The organism is Sorangium sp. So ce448 (assembly GCF_051520915.1).
GTDB lineage: Bacteria > Myxococcota_A > Polyangia > Polyangiales > Polyangiaceae > Sorangium > Sorangium cellulosum_B.
In genome coordinates, this window is sequence record NZ_CP150343.1 from 13117305 (window position 1) to 13137965 (window position 20661).

The window sequence follows — 20661 nt, forward strand, 5'->3', positions numbered from 1 at the left end:
TGGGCAGCTCCACGTCAATCGCGGCGGCCGCCGGCGGCAGATCGCCGGCGAAGCGCGGTGAGGGCTACTTCATGAGCCCGCCGCGCAGCTCGCTCGGGGAATAGCCGAGCATGCGGCGGCAGGTCCGCGAGAAGTGCGCCAGATCGGCGAACCCCGCGGCGTGGGCGGCGCCCGTCGCGTCGAGGCCCGCGAACGCCAGGAGCGCCGCGAGCAGCCGGCGCCAGAGCTGGAAGGTGCGGATCGGCAGCCCCACGTCGCGCACGAACAGCGCCTGCAGGTGCGCCTCGGAGACCCCGGCGCGCGAGACCGCGAGGCGCCGGTCCGCCGCCGGATGGCGCAGCGCCTCGAGGACGCGGGCGACCCGCCCATCCAGGGAGGCGCGCGGCGACTCCCTCGCGAGCCAGGACGCGACCTCGCGCGCGAGGCCGCCGAGCACGTCGGGGCGCGACAGGGACGCGCGGTGCGCCGCCACGGCGCCTTCGAGGCGCGAGAGGAGCCGGCCTTCGAGCGGACAGGGGCCGCCGCGCAGGCGCGCGTAACCCGCCACGTGCGGCATCGCCTCGGGGTCGTACAGGAACCCGAGCGTCGGCCCGGGGCTCACAGCGGCGTGCCACAGGTCGGGGGGCACCACGACCGCGCGCCCGCGCACGACCGCGCCGCCCGGCTCGGTCACGGTCACCTCGCGCTCGATCCCCACCAGGATCGCCGCGCCGTGCTCCGCGTGGAGGGTCGACCCCATCGCCGTCGAGGCGCGCACCGCGAAGGCGTCCGCGAGCACGGCGCTGATCCGGGATTCGTTCAAGCGGCCCACGTCGCCTGATCCTACCTTGGCCACCGCTGGAGGTGGTGAGCGATGAACCTGTTCTCGGAAGAGATGCGCCGAAACCCTTACCCCGTGTACGACCAGCTCCGGAGCCGTACTCCCGTGCTCCACTACCCGCCGTCCGACTCGTGGCTGATCTTCGATCACGACGGCGTGAAGCGGGCGCTCCACGATCACGACGCGTTCAGCTCGGTCGTGTCGCCGCCGGGCACAAGGACCGCCGAGTGGCTCATCTTCTCGGACCCTCCGCGCCACACCAAGCTGCGCGCCCTCGTCACACGGGCCTTCACCCCGCGCGCCGTCGCGGGGCTCGAGCCGCGCATCCGCCGGCTGTCGCGCGAGCTCCTGGACCGGACGATCGAGAGCGGCCAGATGGACGTCGCCGAGGACTACGCGGTCCCGCTCCCCCTCCTGGTGATCGCCGAGATGCTCGGCGCCCCGGCGGCGGACCAGCCGCGGTTCAAGCGCTGGAGCGACGCGATCCTGGACCTCAGTCATACCGTCTCCGGCAGCGAGGACGCGGCCCGGGCGCTCGACGAGTTCGCCGCGGTGACGGCCGAGATGCAGGCCTACCTGAGAGGCCTCATCGAGCAGCGGCGGGCGGCGCCGGAGGATGATCTCCTGACCAGGCTCGTCGAGGCCGAGGTGGACGGAGAGCGGTTGAACGAGGACGAGATCCTGGGCTTCTTCCAGCTCCTCCTCGTGGCCGGCCACGAGACGACAACGAACCTGATCGGCAATGCCATCCTGTGCTTCCTCGAGAACCCGGACGAGCTCGCCCGCCTCCGGGCCGAGCCCGCTCTCCTGCCCTCCGCGATCGAGGAGGTCCTGCGTTACCGCTCGCCGGTCCAGGCGATGTTCCGCGTGACGAGGCGCTCTGTCGCGGTGCACGGCCAGGTGATCCCGGCCGGCAAGGCGGTGCTGGCGATGATCGGCTCCGCCAACCGAGATCCAGAGCAATTTCGCGAGCCTGGCCGCTTCGACATCGCGCGGGATCCCAACCCGCACATCGCGTTCGGGCACGGCATTCACTTCTGTATCGGGGCGCCGCTCTCGCGCCTCGAGGCCAGGGTAGCGCTGGCGGATCTCGTCGCGCGGCTCGGCGGCCTCACGCTCGCGAGCGACGCGCCGTGGGAGCCGCGCCGGGCGATCCACGTGCACGGCCCGACGCGCCTGCCGATCCGCTTCGCGCCGGGGCCGCGCCTCGGCAGCGGCGCGGGGCCTTAGGGCGCCCGCAGCGAGGCAGCGACGTCGAGCAGCGGCACGAGCGCCTTGTCGTTCGCCGCGCCGGCGAAGAGGTGCACCATCAGGCCTTTGATCTTCGGGTGCGGAAGGATCGCCTCCGCCATGACGCGTGTGGGGCTCATGGGCCAGACTTGCCAGCTCATCGCCTTTCCGAACACCTTGCCTGGTCTGCGCGTGGGGGTCACCTTCGCCTCGTTCTGGTTGTACTGGAACGACGGGTGGTCACCGACATAGATGCCTATCGCGGACTGCGGCGCGCCGAGCTCCGCGGGCAATCGCACGCGGTGCACCGTGAAGTCCGGGCCGCGCTGCAGGGCGGCGCTCGCGCCTGCCGGGACCTTCACGAGGAAGCTGTCCTCGCTGCCCTGTCCCTTGAGAGGGCGCTCTCCTCCGCCCGCGTCGATGCGCCGCGGCCCCGCGCTCACGGTGGCGGCGATCGCGCGCGCGAAGGCCGTGCAGCGGGGCAGCTCGCCGGGCGCCTCTGGCAGATCGCCCGCGCCGGCCGCGAGCCCGCTGCAGCCCGCCGCGGCCTTCGCGGCAGGAGGATTGACGTAGAAGGCGAGCCTCTGAACGAAGCCGTCCGGGTGCAGGACGTACAGGCCGAGCACCGGGATCGCGACGCTGCCGCGATTCGTGCTTCCAGGGAACACGGCCCAGGCCCTGAGCTGCTCGTCGGACAGGCGGAGCGGCTCCACCGTGGCGCTGCCCCCGGGGAAGTCCGCGGCCACCGCGGCGCGAACGCCGCTTTCGGGGTCCTTGCCGCCAAGCGCGAAGAGCTCGGAGGCCATCATCACGAAGCGCTCATCGCCGGCGTCGAGCACCACGCGGGTCTCCTCTTCGTCCGGCTCCGCCGCGGCCATGACCGAGTGCGCGCGCGCCTCGAGCCGCGCTCCCTCGGGCAGCCGCACCGCGAGGCGACCCGAGAGCAGCGAGGTGGCCGGCCGCTTGCCCAGGAAGTCGGTCGAGGGCGCTGCGGGCCCGGGCGAGGCCTGGGTCGGCGCGATGGGCGCCTCGCCCTGCGCCGCGGGCGCGGGCGCCTCGCCCTGCGCTGTGGCCGGCGCCTTGACCGGCGCGCCGCCGCTGCCGGAGCACGCGGCGCAGGCGAGCAGGGCACCGCAGGCAAGCGCGAGCGCGGAAGGAAGGCGGGAGAGGCGGGCTCGACGCATGCGGTTCATCGAGCGCGACCGTAAAGCACCGCTTGCCAGCGGGCAATCGCGCTCGCGGCCGCATGTCACGAGGCGTCGAGGGCGGCGCGCCGCGAGCGTCTCGTTGCATGGATGGCCCGGTCGCGTGGTCCTCCAGCGTTCCTGATGCCTGCGGGGCTGATGCCCGCCGGCCTCACCCGTCCTGCTGTGCGGTCCGGCGAAGCAGGCAGACGCGCCGCGATAGACCGTCAGGTTCGTCGCGCCGCCGCGCCGACGAGCACGCCCGGGCCGGGCTGGCGCGTCGTGCGTGGCGCACGGCCGGAGATGAGGGGAGGACCGTGGCGTCATCGCCGCTCCTCGCACCGGTGGCACCACCATTGCTGGAGGTGTTCGCGCTGATGGCGCCGGCGCCGATCGCATGAACGACGCTGACGGCGCCCGGCGGACCGCCGTCCCGCCGCCGAGGCTGGCGTGGGGATGGGCAGGCATGGAGGATTCGATGAAAGACCAGACCGCCGTCGAGGTTCTTGTTCCACGTGAGATGTCGCCGGATCAGAGACAGCGCCTCATCGACGAGCTCTATGGCTTACGCCGCGTGATCTTCGAGGGCGCGCAGCGGGAGAAGAGCTTCGCCACCCACGTCATCGACGCTGGCGCGGAGCACGGCGCCGTCGTGGTCCAGAGGGGCGCCGGCGGCCAGATCACCGGCTATTTCGCCGTTCAGATCATGGATCCGGAGCCCTCCGGCGCGCAGATCGCGATCTTCCGCGGCGAGTCCGGGGCGCTCGGCGAGCACGTCGGCGACGATGACGTCCTCCGCCACGTCCTTTTGCGCCTGATCCGGTACATGCTCGCCCACCCGGGTCGACCCGTGTTTTGCCTGTGCTCGGTGGCTCACCCGTCGAGCTATGCGCTGTTCTCGCGCTTCGTCGATATCGCGCGCACGAGCCCGCCGGAGGGCGCGGACGAGCTCATGTCCAGGCTCGCCTCTTCGTTCGACCCGGAGGCGAACGATCGAGGTAGCCCGTTCGTCTTCGAGGTCGGGCAGACGGCGGTCGAGCCGGCGGGCGGCTGCGACTTCCTGCACGTCCACGAGAACCCGTCGCTGCGCTATTTTCTCTCGGCGCGCCCCGGCGCTGCGGAGGAGCGCGAGCTCATCGCGCTCGTGCCGCTGCGCCTCGGCGGCATGCTGCGCGCCGCAGTGGGCTGCGCGCCGCCTGAGGCGAGGCGCTGGTAGCGCGCCGCTCGCCGGGTCAGGCCAGCACTGCGGACAGGCTGTCGAGGAATCGCTGGTTCTCGCGCTCGGTGCCGATGGTCACCCGAAGGCTGGTCGGCAGGTTGCCGAAGGGCCGCACGATGACGCCCTTCCGGAGCAAGGCGTCGTACACGGCGCGCGCCGGCCGCCCGACGTCCACGAGCACGAAGTTCGCCTGGCTCGGCGCCACCGACAGCCCGAGCTGCGTGAGCTCGCGCGTGAGCCGGTCGCGCTCGCGGAGGTTCAGCGCGCGGCTCTTCTCGACGTGCTCGGCGTCGTCGAGCGCCGCGACGGCGGCCGCCTGCGCCAGCGCGCTCACGTTGAACGGCGCGCGCACCCGGTTCAGGTAGTCGATGAGCTGAACCGGGCCCACGGCGTAGCCGACGCGGAAGCCCGCCAGGCCGTAGATCTTCGAGAACGTGCGGAGCACGAGCAGCCGCTCGCGGAGCCCGCGGAGGCGCAGGGAGTCCGGGAAGTCCGGCGCGTCCGTGTACTGGATGTACGCCTCGTCCATGACCACGATCACCTCGGGCGGGAGCTCCCTGAGCAGGCGCTCGACGGCGGCGCGGCCCACGTGTGTGCCCGTCGGGTTGTTCGGGTTCGCGATGAACAGGAGCCGCGTCTTCGGCGTGACGGCCGCGGCCATGGCCTCGAGATCGTGCCGCTGGTCGCGCAGCGGCACGGCCGTGAACGGGACGCCGTAGGCGAGCGCGGCGAGCCTGTAGACGACGAAGGCCGGGTCGGCGAACACGATGTGCGACCCGGGCGTCGCGAAGGTGTGCACGATCAGGTCGAGCAGCTCGTTCGAGCCGTTTCCCTGGACGATCTCCTCCATCCTGACGCCGTGGACCGCCGCGAGCCGCTCGCGCAGCCGGTAGGCCGCCCCGTCCGGGTAGAGGTGCACGCTCTCGAGCGCCCGGCGCGCCGCCTCGAGGGCGCGCGGGCTCGGGCCGAGCGGGTTCTCGTTCGAGGCGAGCTTCACGGCGTCCGTCACGCCGAGCTCGCGCGCGAGCTCATCGAGCGGCTTCCCGGTCTCGTACGGCGAAAGCAGCTCGACGGAGGGCAGAACTAGCGCAGACATAGCGCGCACCCTATCACACCTCGGCCGTGGGGCGTGAGCCGGCTCGCCGGCGCCCTGCCGCGGGTTCGTCGCCGGGAGTTGCCGGGATCTGGCCTCTCCCACGGGGCTCCGTGTGATACTCGCCGTCCCGATGAAACCCGGGGACATCGTCGCCGACCGCTTCTTGATCGAGCGCCTCGCCGGGTCGGGCGGGATGGGCTCCGTCTACCGCGCCCTCGACCGGCACACGGGCGAGACGGCGGCGCTCAAGGTCATGTCGGGCCGCGGCCTCGAGCACGGCGAGCGCTTCGCGCGCGAGGCGCAGGTGCTCGCCGAGCTGCGTCACCCCGGCATCGTCCGGTACATCGCGCAGGGCGCCACGGAGAGCGGCGAGCCCTGGCTCGCGCTCGAGTGGCTCGAGGGCGAGAGCCTCGGCGACCGGCTGCGCCGGCGCGGGCTCACCATCGCCGAGAGCGTCACGCTCGGCCTCCGGGTCGCCGAGGCGCTCGCCGAGGCGCACCGCCACAACGTCGTCCACCGCGACCTCAAGCCGAGCAACCTGTACCTCGTCGACAAGTCGGTCGAGCAGGTCAAGCTCCTCGACTTCGGCATCGCCCGCCTCACGTCGCTGGCTCCGCTCACGATGACGGGCGTCGTGATGGGCACGCCGTTCTACATGGCGCCGGAGCAGGCGCGCGGCGAGCGCGACGTCGGCACCCAGGCCGACGTGTTCGCGCTCGGCTGCGTCCTGTTCCACTGCCTCACCGGGCGCCCGCCGTTCGTCGGCGACGACATCCACACCGCCCTCCTCCGCGTCGTGCTCGACGAGGCGCCGCGCCTCCGCGACCTGCGCGCCGACATCCCCGAGAACGTCGACATCGCGGTGGCGCGCATGCTCGCCAAGGCCCCGGCGGAGCGGCCCGCGAACGGCGCCGCCGTGGCCCTCGAGCTGCTCCGCGTCGGCGAGATCAAGAGCACCCCGCCCGCGCCCGCGAGCCGGCGCGCGAGCGCGCTCACGACCGGCGAGCGGCGCACGCTGTGCCTGATGCTCGCGCGCATGGGCGCGCCGGAGGTCCCGTCGTGGCAGGGGCCCACCATGCCGATGACGCTCCCGATGACGATGCCCCTCGCGCGCACCGTCCCGGAGGACGAGGTGAAGCGCGTGGCGTCGCGCTTCGGCGGGGCGCTCCAGACGCTGCCAACGTCGAGCGACGGGCTCCTGCTCATCACCCTCGAGGGGCGCGGCCTCATCACGGACCAGGCCGCGCGCGCGGCGCGGTGCGCGCTCGAGGTGCGGGACCTCCTGCCCGGCGTGCAGATGGCGCTGGTCGCCGGCCGCGGCTCCGCCGACGACCAGCTCCCGATGGGGCCCACCATCGACCGCGCCGTGCGGCTGCTCGACCGCGCCGACGGCGGGTCGATCCGCCTCGACGAGGTGATGGCCGGCCTGCTCGACGCCCGCTTCGAGGTCGGCGGCGACGCGACCGGCCTCGTGCTCCGCGCCGAGCGCGATCTCGTCGAGGCCGCGCGGACGCTGCTCGGGCGCACGACGCCGTTCGTGGGGCGCGACCACGAGCTCGCCATCCTCGACGCCGTGCTCGACGAGTGCCTCTCCGAGCCGACCGCGCGCGCGGTGCTCATCACGGCGCCCGCGGGGCTCGGCAAGAGCCGGCTGCGCTACGAGTTTCTGCGCCGCGTCGAGGAGCGCAAGGAGCGGGTGCAGGTCTGGCTCGGCCACGCCGACCCGATGAGCGCCGGCTCGCCCTTCGGGATGCTGCGCCAGATGCTCCGCCGCGAGGCCGGGCTCTCGGGCGGCGAGCCGCAGGAGGTCCGCGAGCAGCGCCTCCGCGCCCGCGTGGGCCGGTACGTGAGCGGCGCCGACCTCGACCGCGTGACCGAGTTCCTCGGCGAGGTGGCGCGGATCCGCTTCTCCGACGAGGGCCGGGTGGAGCTGCGCGCCGCGCGGAGCGACCCGATGCTCATGGGCGACCAGATCCGCCGCGCCTTCGAGGACTTCGTGCTCGCCGAGTGCCGGGCCGAGCCGGTGCTCCTCGTGCTCGAGGACCTCCAGTGGGGCGACGTGCCCACGGTGAAGCTCATCGACGCGGCCCTCGCGCTCCGCGACCAGCCGCTCATGGTGCTCGCGCTGGCGCGGCCGGAGGTGGAGACCGTCTTCCCGAAGGTGTGGGTCTCGCGCGGCGTCCAGGAGCTCCGGCTGCGCGAGATCGGGCGGCGGGGGAGCGAGCGGCTCGTGCGCGAGGTGCTCGGCGACGCCGTGACGCCCGACCTGTGCGCGCGCCTGTGCGAGCGGGCCGGGGGCAACGCGTTCTACCTGGAAGAGCTCATCCGCGCGGCCGCCTCGGGCCGGACCGAGGCGCTCCCCGAGACGGTGCTGTCGATGGTGCAGGCCCGCCTCGAGTCGCTCGACGGCGAGGCGCGGCGGGTGCTCCGGGCCGCGAGCGTGTTCGGCCAGAAGTTCTGGCGCGGGGGGCTGATGGCGCTGCTCGGCGGCGAGCGCCGCGCCCCCCAGGTGGACGGGTGGCTCGCGGTGCTCGTCGATCGCGAGCTCATCGCGCGGCGGGGCGAGGGCAAGTTCCGGAGCGAGCACGAGTACGCGTTCCGGCACGCGCTCGTGCGCGAGGCGGCGTACGCGACGCTCACGGACGAGGATCGCGCGCTCGGCCACCTGCTCGCCGGCGAGTGGCTGGACGCGGCCGGCGAGCGCGACGCGGCGCTCCTGGCGGACCACTTCGAGCGCGGCGGCGACGCGGAGCGCGCGGTCATCTGGTTCCGGCGCGCGGCGGAGCAGGCGCTCGGGGCGAACGACTTCCGCGCCGCGATCCAGCGCGCCGAGCAGGGGGCCGCGAGCGCCGACGTGGACGGGGAGTTCTTCGCGGCGCTGCGCCTCGTCCAGGCCGAGGCGCACAAGTGGCTCGGCGAAGCCTCCCAGGCCGAGCGGTGCGCCGTCATGGCGATGCGGGGCTTCCCCCGGAAGAGCGCGCTCTGGTACGCGGCGGCCGGGGAGGCCGCGTCGATGCGGGTGCGCCTCGGCATGGGCGACCGGCTCGCGGATCTCGTCGAGGAGCTCCGGGGGGCCGGCCCGGGCAGCGGGGACCGCGGCTCGTGGGTCGACGTCGCGGAGGCGACCGGCGCCTCCGTGAGCGCGCTGGCGCGCATCGCCGGGTCGCTCCTGCACGGGGGCCAGTACGCCGCGGCGGAGGAGATCGTGCAGGAGCTCTCCCGGGTGGCGGTGCCGCTCGCCGAGCGCGACGCGGCGGTGGCCGCGCGCATCCACGCGCTCCGGGCGTCGCGGGCGCTCTGCTACGGCGACCCCGCGGCGTCGCTCGCGTGCACGGAGCAGAGCATCCCCGCCTACCTCCAGACAGGCGACCTCAGGAACGCGTGCCTGAGCCGCGTGAACGCGGCGCACTGCCTGCTCCAGCTCGGGGTCTACGGCCGCGCCGAGGCCGAGCTGCGCGACGCGCTCGCGGAGGCGGGGAGGCTCGGGCTCTACAACGTGGCGGCGTTCGCCAAGCAGAACCAGGGCCTGCTCTGGATCCAGCAGGGCGACCTCGGCGCGGCGCGCGCGGCCACGGCCGAGGCGATGGACGCCTTCGTGGCGCAGGCGAACCGGCGGCAGGAGGCGCGCTCGCGGGCGTACCTCGCGGCGATCCTGACGCGGCTCGGCGACCTCGACGCGGCGGACAACGAGGCGGGCGCGGCCGTGGCGATGCTGGCGCACGTGCCGACGCTCCAGGCGCACGCGCTCTCGGTGCGCGCGCGGGTGCTGCTCGAGCAGGGCCGGGCAGAGGACGCGCTCGAGGCGGCCCGGCGCGGGCTCGGGCTGCTCGTGTCGGTCGGCGGGACCGAGGAGGGCGAGGCGCAGATCCGGCTCGTGTATGCCGAGTCGCTCCGCGCCTGCGGCCACCACGAGGCGGCGCGCGAGGCGATCACGGTGGCGATGCAGCGGCTCGTCGCGCGGGCGCAATGGATTCAGGACCCGGCGCGGCGGCAGAGCTTTTGCCAGGCCGTGCCGGAGAACGCCAAGACGTTCGCGCTGGCGGCGCTCTGGCAGCAAGAAGCGGAGCCGACGCTGCAGTGAGGCGCCGAGTCGCGGCCGCGCTGCGGACGGAAGAGCTCATGTGTGCTGGCCCGCCCGGCTGCGCCGGTGGGCGGCGAGGGGGGGGCGCAGCGCGCGTGTCACCGCGCGGCGGTGAGCGGATCGAGCTGAGCCGCGCGGCTGTCATGAGGAGTTCACTCACGCCATCTCCGCGGTAACCAATCGTGGCCGCGGGTGGCGTGGCGTGCGCAACATGTGGGTGGAGCGCGTGGGTGGCGCGCGTGGGTGGCGCGTGCGTGGGGAAGCGGCGACCCGGCCGCGGCAGCTTGACTGTGTGGCCGAGGTTCGAAAGAATCCTCAGCAGCCATGTATTCAACCCTCTTTCGGAACGTGCTCTTTCCGTTTTACGAGACGAAACTCCGAGGGAGAGCCACGCTGGCCTACCTGGGGGAGCTGGAGCGGTCCCAGTGGCGTCCGGAGCGCGAGCTCAGGGAGCTCAACTGGAGAAAGATGCTGGCGGCCCTCCGCTTTGCGGAGCAGAGCGTGCCCTTCTACCGGCGCCGCTTCGCCGAATACGGGGTGCGGGTCAAGGACGTGCACGCGCCCGAGGATCTCGCGCGCTTTCCGGTTTTGACCAAAGCCGATCTACGCGCCCACGGCAGCGAGCTCATCGCGGATGGGTGGCGCGGCAAGCTCTTCAGGAGCGGTACGGGCGGATCGACCGGAGAGCCGGCGCGCTTCTTTTACGATCACGCGACGTACGAGTGTAGAAGCGCCGCCGCCCTGCGCTCCGACGCGTGGGCCGGCGGCCGGATCGGGGACAAGGAGCTGTACATCTGGGGGATTCCGACCCTGGAGCCCCGCTGGAAGAAGGCGAAGCGCACGCTGCACGAGGCGCTGATCCGGAAGAAGACGGTGAGCGCGTGGAACCTGGCGGAGGAGCGGCTCGCGGGGGTGGTGGACGAGATCCGGCGCTACCAGCCGAACCTCGTTGTGGGGTACACGAGCCCTCTCTACTACACGGCGCGCTATGCGCTCGAGACGGGGCACCGGCTGCCCACGCCGAGGGGGATCATCGCGACGGCGGAGCGGCTCTTCCCTCACCAGCGCGAGGTGATCGAGCGGGCGTTCCAGGCGCCGGTCTACGACCGCTACGGGTGCAGGGAGATGATGCTGATCGGCGCGGAGTGTGAGCGTCACGAGGGCAAGCACCTCAACATCGAGAACGTCTTCCTCGAGGTGGTGCGCGGCGGCCGGCACGCGCGTCCCGGCGAGCCGGGCGAGGTGATCCTGAGCGATCTCGTGTGCCGGTCGATGCCGCTGCTCCGTTACAAGAACGAGGATGTGGTGGTCGCGGCCGACAAGGCCTGCTCGTGCGGCCGCGGGTTGCCGCTGCTCGCCTCGGTCGAGGGGCGGGTGCTCGACATGATCGTCGGGACGGACGGCCAGCTCCTCTCGTCCGTGTTCTTCCCCTACTTCTTCAAGGACAACCCGACGGTGGAGCGGTATCAGGTCCACCAGGACAAGACGCGGGCGATCACGATCAAGATCATCCCTGGCGAGGGGTACGGGCCGGAGACGTCGCAGGCCATCGAGCGCGATCTGCGCCGGTTCCTCGGGGAGCGGGCGGACATCCGGGTCCAGCTCGTCAGTGACATCCCGGTCACCTCGGGGGGGAAGTTCCGCTTCACCATGACCGAGGTGCCGATCGAGTTCGGCCGCGGGGCCGCGGCATGATCGGAGCGTCCGGGGTCCGGCCGGCGCCGTCCGCCGCGCCGGGCCGGCCCGTGAAGGTCGCCCACGTCGTGCTCTCGCTCAACGTGGGTGGGCTCGAGCGGGTGGTGCTCCGGCTGCTCGACAGGATGGCGCGCGACCGGTTCGCGCCGGTGGTGTGCGCGCTGCAGGAGCCCGGCGTGCTGGCCGAGGAGCTGGCGCGGCTCGGCGTGCCGCTCGTTGTGCTCTCGCGGAAGCCCGGCCTCGACCCGGGGCTCCCGTTGCGGCTCTCGGCGTGGCTGCGGCGCGAGGGGATCAGGCTCGTGCACACGCACAACCCGGGGCCGCACCTCTATGGCGCGCTCGCGACGGGCCTCGCGCGGGCGGCGGCGCTCCCTGGCGGCGGCGGGCCGCGCGTCATCCACACGAAGCACGGGCGCAACTACCCGAAGCAGAAGCGGAAGGTGCTGCTCAACCGGCTGGCCGCGGCGCTCACGGACCGGGTTGTGGCGGTGAGCGACGACTCGCGGGCGGTCGCGCTCGAGGTGGAGCATGTCGACCCGGCCAAGGTCGTGACGATCTTGAACGGCGTGGACACGGACGTGTTCCGGCCGGGCGACGCGGGCGCGGCGAGGGCGCGGCTCGAAGTGCCGGCGACGGGCTACCACGTGGGGTGCGTCGCGCGGCTGTCGCCGGAGAAGGATCACGCGACGCTGCTCGACGCCTTCGCGCGGCTCCGCGCGACGCGGCCCGACGCGCATCTGACGCTGATCGGCGACGGTCCCCGGCGGCCTGCGCTCGAGGCGCAGGCGGCGCGGCTCGGGCTCGGCGGGGCGGTGACGTTCACGGGCACGCGCGGGGACGTGGCGGAGCTCTTGCCGGCGTTCGACGTGTTCGCGCTCGCGTCATTGACGGAGGGGATCTCGCTGACGCTCATCGAGGCGGCGGCGGCGGGGTTGCCGATCGTGGCGACGCGGGTGGGGGGCAATCCGGAGATCGTGGTGGATGGCGAGACAGGGCTGCTGGTGCCGCCCGGAGCGCCGGAGACCCTGGCGGGCGCGCTCGAGGCGGTGGCCGTGCGGGAGGATCGCGCGGAGATGGGGTTGCGCGGGCGGGCGCGGGTGATGGAGCGGTTCGGGATCGACCGCATGGCGCGCGCGTACGAGGACCTCTATGACGAGGTGCTCGGGCGATAGCTTTCGTAGCGCACGACAGCTTATGTCTGCTCTATAGGTGAACGCGCGGCCTTCGATTTCGTCCACGCGGCAAGCAGTCGCGGGTGGCGCTGGGCCACGGCTCGCCGTTGAGCCTGGTGCGTGCCGCCGTCGCCGCAGGTGAGGGGATCACGAAGGCCGACGTTGCGAGCGCCGTGCTCACAAGGGGAGTCTTGCCGCTCGCGCTGTACGGCCCGCGGGACGTCTTGTCCTGCGACGCGGCGGGGTGTAGCGTGCGTCACGCTCAGGAGGGAGGGGTATGAGACGTCTGCGTGTCGCCGTGCTCGTTTCGCTCGTCGTCGGCTGCTCGATCATGGACCCTGAAGATCGCGAGGAACTGAGACGTCAGATCGCGGCGCTGCCGCACGACAATCTGACGCAGATGAAGCGCTGGACCATGCACGAGCTGGCGAAGGAATGGTTGCTGACAAGGGACCAGAACGACCAGGTGGGCAAGGTAATCTGCCGCGACAACGAGGGTGGCATGTGGAGCGGATGGTACGATCGTCCGAATAAGTACATCACCGTGGAGGATATGCTCCGCTGTCTCATGGAGAAGCCCGATCTTCCGAACTATCTCTTCTGCGCCGAAGACTTTGCGTCGTGGGTCATCCCTGACGCGGAGAATGAGATCAAGAAGTTGCTGCCCGCGTACACCGACATCGAGTGCAAGTACGTGTGGGATTTTCGATACGAGCCCGAGAAGGTGGATCCGAAGATGGTCGATATAGATGCGATCGAGTCGGATGATATCATCCAAGCCATGATCACCCTTCCGGGACCGCCTCCAGGGTGGGCTATTCCTCGGTTCGCGCCGCTCCTCTGCCCGCTCGGCGCAGGGGAGGGCTGGGGATGCCCTCCCAGACCGTCCGACTCGTTCCCTACAGGCGGAGAGCCCACAGACCCTCCTGGCGGGGATCAACCGTGAAACGATATCTCATCGTGCGCGAGGGGGGTAATGGGACGGTCATGTTCATGACCAAGGATCCGCGAAAATGGAAGTCCTACCTCCAGAACCTGGGCGAGGTGTGCGGCACGGCATGGCGAGACGATCTGTTAGAGGAAGAGGAACGCGCGTGGGCCGAGGCGTACCGGAGAGAGTTCAACCACTGGGTCGACGGCAGAGCCGCCCCGCCGTGGCCGATGCTGATCGCCGCCGTGAAGCGGGCGTTCGTTGCCGGTTATGGGGCTCTCGAGCGAAAGCCGATCACGCAGGCCGAGGCGCTCGCGCGCCTGGACAGGACCTATCTCTGGAAGCTGCTGACGGCCGACGATGTGGCCCAGGGCGACGGCCCCGAGGCGCTCCGCGCCTTCCAGCGGGGCTTCCGGCTGGGACGAGGCCAGAGGCCCTTCTCCACGAAGGGGAACATCCCCCGGATGGTGGATCCTCCCTATCACTGGTACCGCCAGCAGGCGGAGGCGAACTTGCAGGGACCGAGCGCAGCTCGCGAGCGAGCCCTCGTGGCCACGTGGCGCGCGAGCGGCGCGAGTCGGGAGGACGTGGAGGCGAGCCAGCGAGCGCTGCGCGAGCTCCACGCGAGCGCCTGGCGCGATGATGTACCCGAGGAGGATCGCGCGTGGTCCGAGGCGTACCGCGAGTCGTGCGCGCACTGGGTCGTCGTCCACCGGCGCGACGCGGTGGCGCAGAGCGCCTACCAGGCCTATCTCCGGAGCAGCGACGGAATCCTCGACGGGGCGCCTGCGCCACCCTCGTTGAGACCACTCCATGACGACGCGAAACCATGGCTGGCCTTCGCGGATCGCGTCGAGGACGCGCCCGAGGACGAGAGCGAGCTCGCGACGGCCGAGGCGGCCGCGCGCGAGTACTGGGACGCGCGCTGGCGCGAGGCGCCGCCGTGGGAGAGCGACCCGGACCAGGTCCACTGGCTCGCGGCGGTCCGCGCCGCGCGGAAGACGTCGGCGGAGATGGCCGACCATATCCCGAGGCCCTGGTAGCTTTACCCAGGACGCCCGCCGCCGTGGCCGTCGTGCCTCTGGCCGCCAAGAGCGTGGCCCGGGGCGACCTCTCGGATCCGTTCGGTTCGTCAGTCGCCGTGCCGGATCAGGGGGCTGCGCTGTTGCGCCTACGGGGCGCCGATGCGCCACGAGATGAGCGTGGGCCGCGAGCTGCTGTTCCGCATCGCCACCACCACGTCGCCGGCGCCCGAACTGCCGCCCGACAGGTCCGAGAGACGGCAGGCGCTGATCTGCGAGCCGAGATCCCCCGACGTGCCACTGTCCGCGATCCGGTATTCGGCCTTCGACGCCTCCTGCCGCTCGTCACGCTCCCACACGATGAGCTTGAGCCGGCCGAGCGATAGCTTTCGCAGCGCACGACAGCTTATGTCTGCTCTATAGCTCTACTACGGGAAGTCGGCCGGGGAAGCGAACCGCCAAGCCGCCAAGGACGCCAAGAAAAACGGGGAATAGGGGGGGGATGCCCGGACGGCCCCCCTTCCCCTTCTCCCCTTGGCGGCTTGGCGGCTTGGCGGTTTTTCTTCTGATCCGGGGCAACTTCCCGCAGTAGAGATAGGTGAACGCGTGGCCTTCGATTTCGTCCACGTGGCAAGCAGTCGCGGGTGGCGCTGAGCCACGGCTCGCCGCTGAGCCTGGTGATTGCCATCGTCGCCGCATGTGAGGGGACCACGAAGGCCGACGTTGCGGGCGCCGTGCTCACAAGGGGAGTCTTGCCGCTCGCGCTGTACGGCCCGCGGGACGTCTTGTCCGGCGACGCGGCGCGGTGTAGCGTGCGCCACGCTCAGGAGGGAGGGGTATGAGACGTCCGCGTGTCGCCGCTGGTTGGGATCAACCGTGAAACATCATCTCGTCGTGCGCGAGGCGGGCAATGGGTCGGTCATGTTCACGACCAAGGACCCACGAAAATGGAAGTCCTCACTCCAGAAACTGGGCGAGGTGTGCGGCACGGCATGGCGAGACGATCTGTCAGAGGAGGAGGATCGCGCGTGGGCCGAGGCGCACCGGAAAGAGTTCAACCACTGGGTCGACGGCAGAGCGGCCCCGCCGTGGCCGATGCTGATCGCCGCCGTGAAGCGGGCGTTCGTTGCCGGTTATGGGGCTCTCGAGCGAAAGCCGACCACGGAGGCCGAGGCGCTCGCGCGCCTGGACAGGACCTATCTCTGGAAGCTGCTGACGGCCGACGATGTGGCCCAGGGCGACGGCCCCGAGGCGCTCCGCGCCTTCCAGCGGGGCTTCCGGCTGGGACGAAGCGAGAGACCCTTCTCCACGAAGCGGAACATCCCTCGGCTGTTAGACCCGCCCTATTTTTGGCGCGGCACGTTGAACAGCTTGGAGCTTCCTGGACCGAGCGCAGAGCGCAATCGAACCCTCCTGGTACAGTGGCACGACAGCAAGGGTGTGGAGGAGAGCACGAAAATCAGACAGGCGCTACGTGAGCTCTATGCCAGCGCCTGGCGAGAGGACGTGCCCGAGGAGGACCGCGCCTGGGCCGAGGCGTACCGCGAGACCTGCGCGCACTGGGTCATCGTAAGCCGGCGCCGCGCGGTGGCGCAGAGCGCCTACGAGGCCTATCTCCGGAGCAGCGATGGACTCCCCGACGGGGATCCTGCGCCCCCTCGGTCGAAGCGGAGCCACCGCGACTCGGAACCGTGGCGGTACTTCGCAGATCGCGTCGAGGACGCGCCCGAGGACGAGAGCGAGCTCGCGACGGCCGAGGCGGCCGCGCGCGAGTACTGGGACGCGCACTGGCGCGAGGCGCCGCCGTGGGAGGGCGATCCGGCCCAGGTCCACTGGCTCGGGGCGGTCCGCGCGGCGCGGGAGACGTCGGAGGCGATGGCCGACCACATCCCGAGGCCCTGGTAGCGGTTGCCCCCTCGTCGGACCCCGACCGCCTTCAGTTCGTACAAGGTTGTCCCCTCGTGATTGGCCGAGCGAGCGCCGCACGCGGGCCCGCAGCCTCACCCTTCTTCGTTCCCGCCCGCCGCGCGTTGCGCGAGCCAGCGGTAGAGCTGGGTCCGGTGCATGCCGAGCGCCCGGGCCGCGCGCATCACGTTGCCGTTTTCACGGTGCAGCGCCGCCTCGATCTCCGCCGCGGCGGGCCGCGCCGCTGCCCGCCGCGAGGGCCCCTCCTCCGCCGCCGGCCGCTGCGCCTGCGCGGTGTCCCGCTGCGCCTGCGCGGTGTCCTTCACGGTCTCGCCCAGGACCCCGCCGGACATGCCCGCTGGTGGCTCAGGGACGCTCCGCCGCCCCGCCGACGGGGAGAGGTGCTGCTCGTGCACCACCGAGCTGCCCGCAAGGTGCGCCTCCTGCGCTGCTGCCCGGATCTCTGCGGTGAGCTCTCGAATGTTTCCTGGCCACGCCCGCAGGAGGCACGCCTCGATCAGCGACGCATGCGCCCGAGCGGGCGCGGTCGTCTCGGCGTGCGCGCCAGCCGGCGTCGCATGTCGCAGGGCCGCATCGACGAGCCACGGGATGTCCTCCGATCGCTCGCTCAGCGGCGGCACGCGGACCGAAGGCCGCGCGATGCGGAAGAAGAGATCGTCGCGCAGCTTCCCCGCGGCCATCTGGGCTCGCAAATCCCTGTGGGTCGCCGAGACCAGCGCGAAATCCACGCTCACCGGCCGCGAGGCCCCGAGGGGGATCACCTCCTTCGCCTCCAGCGCCCGCAGGAGCTTCGCCTGCACCCCGAGGTCGAGCTCGGCTACCTCGTCGAGAAAGAGCACCCCGCCGTGCGCTGCCTGCACGTAGCCCTCGGCGTCCGCCGCGGCGCCCGAGTACGCCCCTTTGCGCGCGCCGAAGAGCAGCCGCTCGGCCAGCACCTCGGGGATGGCGGCGCAGTTCACGGCGACGAAGGGCCCATCGCGCCGCGGGCCGAGGACGTGGAAGGCCCGCGCCGCGTGCTCCTTACCCGTTCCGCTCTCGCCGGTGATGTGCAGCGTCGTCCCGAGGCTCGCCGCCCGACCGATCGCATCCCACGTGCGGGCGAGGGTCGGGCCGAGGATCGTGCCCTCGGCGCGCGAGATCCCCGCGCGGAACGGCTCCACGTCGGCCTGGAGCAAGAACACCGACCAGCCTGTGCGCACGATCCGGAGCTCGGCGCCGGCGCGCGTGCCGATGAGCGGGACGCCATCGAGCCAGGTGCCGTTCCGGCTGTCGAGATCCTCGACCTGCCACTCGCCCTCGATCCAGCGCACGCGCGCGTGCGCTCGCGACATCCGCTTGTCGTCCAGGAGCACGCCCGCTACCTCGCATCGCCCGAGCTCGATCTCGCCGTCCTCCAGCGGGAGCACATCGCAGCGGGGGCCATCCACCGAGAAGATCAGGAGCAGCCCGGGCCTTGGCTTCCGGAGGCCGCGGTGCTCCGACGGAGGGCCGGGCGCGTCGTCCAGGGTCGTGTTCGGTGCAAAGGGCGCCACGATCACCGCGGAGTGTAACGCGGCTCGCATGTCCTGTGCAGGGGGCACCCGCCGCGGTGGACGGAGCTCAGCGCCGCCGCTCCTCGGCGAGGGGCGCGCTCAGGACGCCCTGCGCCTGGCCCGTGCGCCAGCCATGCGACGTGAGGGCGCGCAGGACGCGCCGATGGGAGGCTAGCTTCCAGGCGGGCATCCATGGCAAATGGGTTGCTCTCGATGGCGATCGATGGCGATCGATGGCGACAGGAGGGTTCCTCGTCATGAATCAACATGTGTTCTTGATGTCGAGCCTCCTCCTCGTCGCGGCCGCGTGCGCGAGCGACGTGTCCACTCCGTGCGGGAACGGCTACTGCCTGGCGGCTTACGAGTGCGTCGATTCGGATGGAGCGCCGCGGTGCGTGCCGCAGGATACGCCGCGGAACGTCTGCGGCAACGGGATCGTCGAGCGCGGCGAGGAGTGCGACGAGGGCGACGTCGCGGCGGGCGACGGGTGCGGCGCGACCTGCCGGCGGGAGGAGTGCGGCAACGGGATCGTCGATCCCGGCGAGGAGTGCGACGAGGGCGACGTCGCGGCGGGCGACGGGTGCGGCGCGACCTGCCAGCGGGAGGTGTGCGGCAACGCGGTCCGCGACCCAGGCGAGGCGTGTGACTGCGGCGCCGATGCCGTCGCGCCCCGGGAGCCGGTGTGCAGCGATCGCCAGAACGCGTCGGCGGGCGGGGTGTGCCGCCTGGACTGCCGGCTTCATTGCGGCGACGGCGAGGTCGCGGAGGAGGAGCAGTGTGACCCCGCCTTTCCTTTGGCCGCCTCCTGCGTGGATCTCCGTTACGATTTCGGCCGCCCTGCCTGCTCGCGCGCCTGCGACTCGCTGGACGTCGTGGGCTGCGGCGACTTCAATTGGCGCAAAACGGATGTGCCGAGAACGGCGTATCTCCTCGATATGTGGGGAAGCGGAGCGCGCGACGTCTACGCCGTCGGGGCCGGGGACACCCTGGCTCATTACGACGGCACCGTCTGGACATTGATCTCGTTACCGGTCGATGCGAGCGCATGGCTGAGCGGCGTGTGGGGCAGCGGTCCGAGCGACGTCTTCGCCGTCGGATTCGAGGGCCGCGGCGCCGGAGCCACCGGCCTCGTGCTGCACTATGACGGAGACTCATGGACTCGGATGCCCTGGCCCTACGAGGGGGCTCCTAGGGACGTGTGGGGCAGCGGCCCGAATGACGTCTTCGCCGTCGGCGCTGGGGGCACCTTGGCCCGCTTCGACGGCCGCTCCTGGACGAAGATGATTTCGCCGGTCGATGTGAATCTGAGCGGCGTGTGGGGCATCGGTCCGAGCGACCAGAGCGACCAGAGCGAAGTCTTCGCTGTCGGGGCGGGGGGCACCGTGCTGCATTTTGACGGAAATTACTGGACGAAGATGATTTCGTCGGTCGATGTGAATCTGAGCGACGTGTGGGGCAGCGCTCCGAGCGACGTCTTCGCCGTCGGAGAAGGGGGCGCGCTGCATTTCGACGGAAATTCCTGGACAAAGATGCCTTGGCCGTTCGAGGTGGGAGTTTACAACGTGTGGGGCAGCAGCGCGAGCAACGTCTACGCCGTCGGAAATGTCCTGGCGCACTTCGACGGCCGCGCCTGGACGAAGATGACCTCACCGCTCGATGAGATTGGGTCGGGCATCGAGGAGATCAGTGCCGTGTGGGGCAGCGGTCCGAGCGACGTCTTCGCCAGCTTCTTCGGCGGCGTGATGCATTTCGATGGCATCACCCTGGGAGAGCTGCCTGTCGAGGCCGATGACAAGACCATTCACGTTTTCGATCTATGGGGAAGCGGAGCGAGCGACGTCTTCGCCGTCGGATTGTGGGGCACCGTGCTGCATTTCGACGGCAGCTCATGGACGGCGATGGAATCGACGGTCGATGTGCATCTCACCGGCGTGTGGGGGAGCGGACCGAGCGACGTCTTCGCCGTCGGAACGCTGGGCACCGTGCTGCATTTCGACGGCAGCTCATGGACGGCGATGGAATCGACGGTCGATGTGCATCTCAGCGCCGTGTGGGGAAGCGGAGCGAGCGACGTCTTCGCCGTCGGGGCGTCGTCGACGGTGCTGCACTATGACGGTCGCTCCTGGACACCAATGTCTGTAGAGGGCATCGATCAGATGCTCAACGGCGTATGGGGGAGCGGGCCGAGCGATGTGTTCGCCGTCGGAGAGCGGGGCACCGTGCTGCATTTCGACGGCAGCTCCTGGACGACGATGGTATCGCCGGTCGATGTGGCCCTCTTCCACGTGTGGGGGAGCGGACCGAGCGACGTCTTCGCCGTCGGGGATAATGGCGCCATCCTGCACTTCGACGGCAGCTCTTGGACGGCGACGGCATCGGTGCGCGATTTTGCGTTTACCGACCTGTGGGGCAGCGGGCCCAACGACGTCTTCGCCGTCGACGGCGGCGTGCTGCACTTCGACGGTGGTTCTTGGCTGCCCATGCGTTGGGGAGCACAGGCGGTATGGGGTGATTCTTTGGGTAATGTGTTTTTTTTCGACAAGCAGAGCCTCGGCCAACGCAGCTATCGGCTCCGCCGGACAGCGCTCAGCCGCTGAAGGCCGAGGACGGATGCTTGGTTCCGGTTGGCTTCGCGCTGCGATGGACGCCCCGGAGCCTCTCTGCGCGCCGCGGCGCCGGGGACCGGCGTACGGCGGACGCGACGGCCAGGCTTCCGGCCCACAGGCATGAGCCTGTCGGGTTCGTGCGGTGAG

General features: G+C 71.3%; 14 protein-coding genes and 1 pseudogene. 10 read left to right on the forward strand and 5 right to left on the reverse strand.

Annotated features, from left to right (window positions below; translation table 11 throughout):
* Positions 1-64 precede the first annotated feature (64 nt).
* Positions 65-811, reverse strand: coding sequence for a helix-turn-helix domain-containing protein (locus tag WMF45_RS49360; RefSeq protein WP_437714196.1), 747 nt, complete (start codon positions 809-811; stop codon positions 65-67).
* A gap of 42 nt (positions 812-853) precedes the next feature.
* Here WMF45_RS49360 and WMF45_RS49365 point away from each other — a divergent pair, with 42 nt between their 5' ends.
* Positions 854-2050: a cytochrome P450 gene (locus WMF45_RS49365; RefSeq protein ID WP_437714198.1), complete on the forward strand. Its 1197-nt coding sequence runs from the start codon at positions 854-856 to the stop codon at positions 2048-2050.
* Here WMF45_RS49365 and WMF45_RS49370 read toward each other — a convergent pair.
* Complete coding sequence (locus tag WMF45_RS49370; protein ID WP_437714200.1) at positions 2047-3234, reverse strand: hypothetical protein; 1188 nt, start codon at positions 3232-3234, stop codon at positions 2047-2049. The two genes, WMF45_RS49365 and WMF45_RS49370, sit on opposite strands and share 4 nt — an antisense overlap.
* 478 nt (positions 3235-3712) lie before the next feature.
* Here WMF45_RS49370 and WMF45_RS49375 point away from each other — a divergent pair, with 478 nt between their 5' ends.
* Complete coding sequence (locus tag WMF45_RS49375) at positions 3713-4450, forward strand: hypothetical protein (RefSeq protein WP_437714202.1); 738 nt, start codon at positions 3713-3715, stop codon at positions 4448-4450.
* A 16-nt stretch (positions 4451-4466) separates the two neighbouring features.
* Here WMF45_RS49375 and hisC read toward each other — a convergent pair whose 3' ends face one another.
* Positions 4467-5549 carry a histidinol-phosphate transaminase gene (gene hisC / locus WMF45_RS49380; RefSeq protein ID WP_437714204.1) on the reverse strand — a complete coding sequence of 361 codons (1083 nt, stop codon included), beginning with the start codon at positions 5547-5549 and terminating at the stop codon, positions 4467-4469.
* A gap of 130 nt (positions 5550-5679) precedes the next feature.
* On the opposite strand from hisC, the gene WMF45_RS49385 reads away from it, so the two are divergent.
* From WMF45_RS49385 to WMF45_RS49405, 5 genes are all read left to right on the forward strand, one after another.
* A complete protein-coding gene (locus WMF45_RS49385; protein WP_437714206.1) occupies positions 5680-9630 on the forward strand; it encodes a protein kinase domain-containing protein in 3951 nt (1316 codons plus the stop codon).
* Positions 9631-9954: 324 nt separating this feature from the next.
* Positions 9955-11325, forward strand: coding sequence for a phenylacetate--CoA ligase family protein (locus tag WMF45_RS49390; protein ID WP_012241528.1), 1371 nt, complete (start codon positions 9955-9957; stop codon positions 11323-11325).
* Positions 11322-12497 (forward strand): glycosyltransferase family 4 protein, encoded by a 1176-nt coding sequence (locus tag WMF45_RS49395; RefSeq protein ID WP_437714209.1) that lies wholly within the window; start codon positions 11322-11324, stop codon positions 12495-12497. Before WMF45_RS49390 ends, WMF45_RS49395 begins: the two co-directional genes overlap by 4 nt.
* A gap of 277 nt (positions 12498-12774) precedes the next feature.
* Complete coding sequence (locus WMF45_RS49400) at positions 12775-13443, forward strand: hypothetical protein (RefSeq protein WP_437714211.1); 669 nt, start codon at positions 12775-12777, stop codon at positions 13441-13443.
* Positions 13440-14471 (forward strand): hypothetical protein, encoded by a 1032-nt coding sequence (locus tag WMF45_RS49405; RefSeq protein WP_437714212.1) that lies wholly within the window; start codon positions 13440-13442, stop codon positions 14469-14471. Before WMF45_RS49400 ends, WMF45_RS49405 begins: the two co-directional genes overlap by 4 nt.
* 128 nt (positions 14472-14599) lie before the next feature.
* On the opposite strand, the gene WMF45_RS49410 is transcribed toward WMF45_RS49405, so the two are convergent.
* On the reverse strand, positions 14600-14809 hold the full coding sequence (locus WMF45_RS49410) for a hypothetical protein (protein WP_437714214.1): 210 nt from the start codon (positions 14807-14809) through the stop codon (positions 14600-14602).
* Positions 14810-15326: 517 nt separating this feature from the next.
* Between WMF45_RS49410 and WMF45_RS49415 the strand changes: the two genes are divergently transcribed.
* Positions 15327-16355 (forward strand): hypothetical protein, encoded by a 1029-nt coding sequence (locus WMF45_RS49415; protein WP_437714216.1) that lies wholly within the window; start codon positions 15327-15329, stop codon positions 16353-16355.
* 95 nt (positions 16356-16450) lie between these two features.
* Here the strand turns inward: WMF45_RS49415 and WMF45_RS49420 are convergent, their stop codons facing one another.
* Positions 16451-17938, reverse strand: coding sequence for a sigma 54-interacting transcriptional regulator (locus WMF45_RS49420; RefSeq protein ID WP_437714218.1), 1488 nt, complete (start codon positions 17936-17938; stop codon positions 16451-16453).
* A 248-nt stretch (positions 17939-18186) separates the two neighbouring features.
* Here WMF45_RS49420 and WMF45_RS49425 point away from each other — a divergent pair.
* Both WMF45_RS49425 and WMF45_RS49430 read left to right on the forward strand, forming a co-directional pair.
* A pseudogene (locus tag WMF45_RS49425) lies at positions 18187-18504 on the forward strand (hypothetical protein); the annotation flags it as partial.
* 213 nt (positions 18505-18717) lie between these two features.
* Entirely contained in the window at positions 18718-20505 is a 1788-nt protein-coding gene (locus WMF45_RS49430) for a glucosyltransferase-I (protein ID WP_437719692.1), read from the forward strand.
* Positions 20506-20661 lie beyond the last annotated feature (156 nt).

Excerpts from the sequence above, each read along its gene's own strand:
- WMF45_RS49400 (WP_437714211.1), top strand. The coding sequence starts at position 12,775 with ATGAGACGTCTGCGTGTCGCCGTGCTCGTTTCGCTCGTCGTCGGCTGC.
- WMF45_RS49420 (WP_437714218.1), bottom strand. The coding sequence starts at position 17,938 with ATGCGAGCCGCGTTACACTCCGCGGTGATCGTGGCGCCCTTTGCACCG.
- WMF45_RS49365 (WP_437714198.1), top strand. The coding sequence starts at position 854 with ATGAACCTGTTCTCGGAAGAGATGCGCCGAAACCCTTACCCCGTGTAC.
- WMF45_RS49385 (WP_437714206.1), top strand. The coding sequence starts at position 5,680 with ATGAAACCCGGGGACATCGTCGCCGACCGCTTCTTGATCGAGCGCCTC.
- WMF45_RS49390 (WP_012241528.1), top strand. The coding sequence starts at position 9,955 with ATGTATTCAACCCTCTTTCGGAACGTGCTCTTTCCGTTTTACGAGACG.
- WMF45_RS49370 (WP_437714200.1), bottom strand. The coding sequence starts at position 3,234 with ATGCGTCGAGCCCGCCTCTCCCGCCTTCCTTCCGCGCTCGCGCTTGCC.
- WMF45_RS49375 (WP_437714202.1), top strand. The coding sequence starts at position 3,713 with ATGAAAGACCAGACCGCCGTCGAGGTTCTTGTTCCACGTGAGATGTCG.
- hisC (WP_437714204.1), bottom strand. The coding sequence starts at position 5,549 with ATGTCTGCGCTAGTTCTGCCCTCCGTCGAGCTGCTTTCGCCGTACGAG.
- WMF45_RS49395 (WP_437714209.1), top strand. The coding sequence starts at position 11,322 with ATGATCGGAGCGTCCGGGGTCCGGCCGGCGCCGTCCGCCGCGCCGGGC.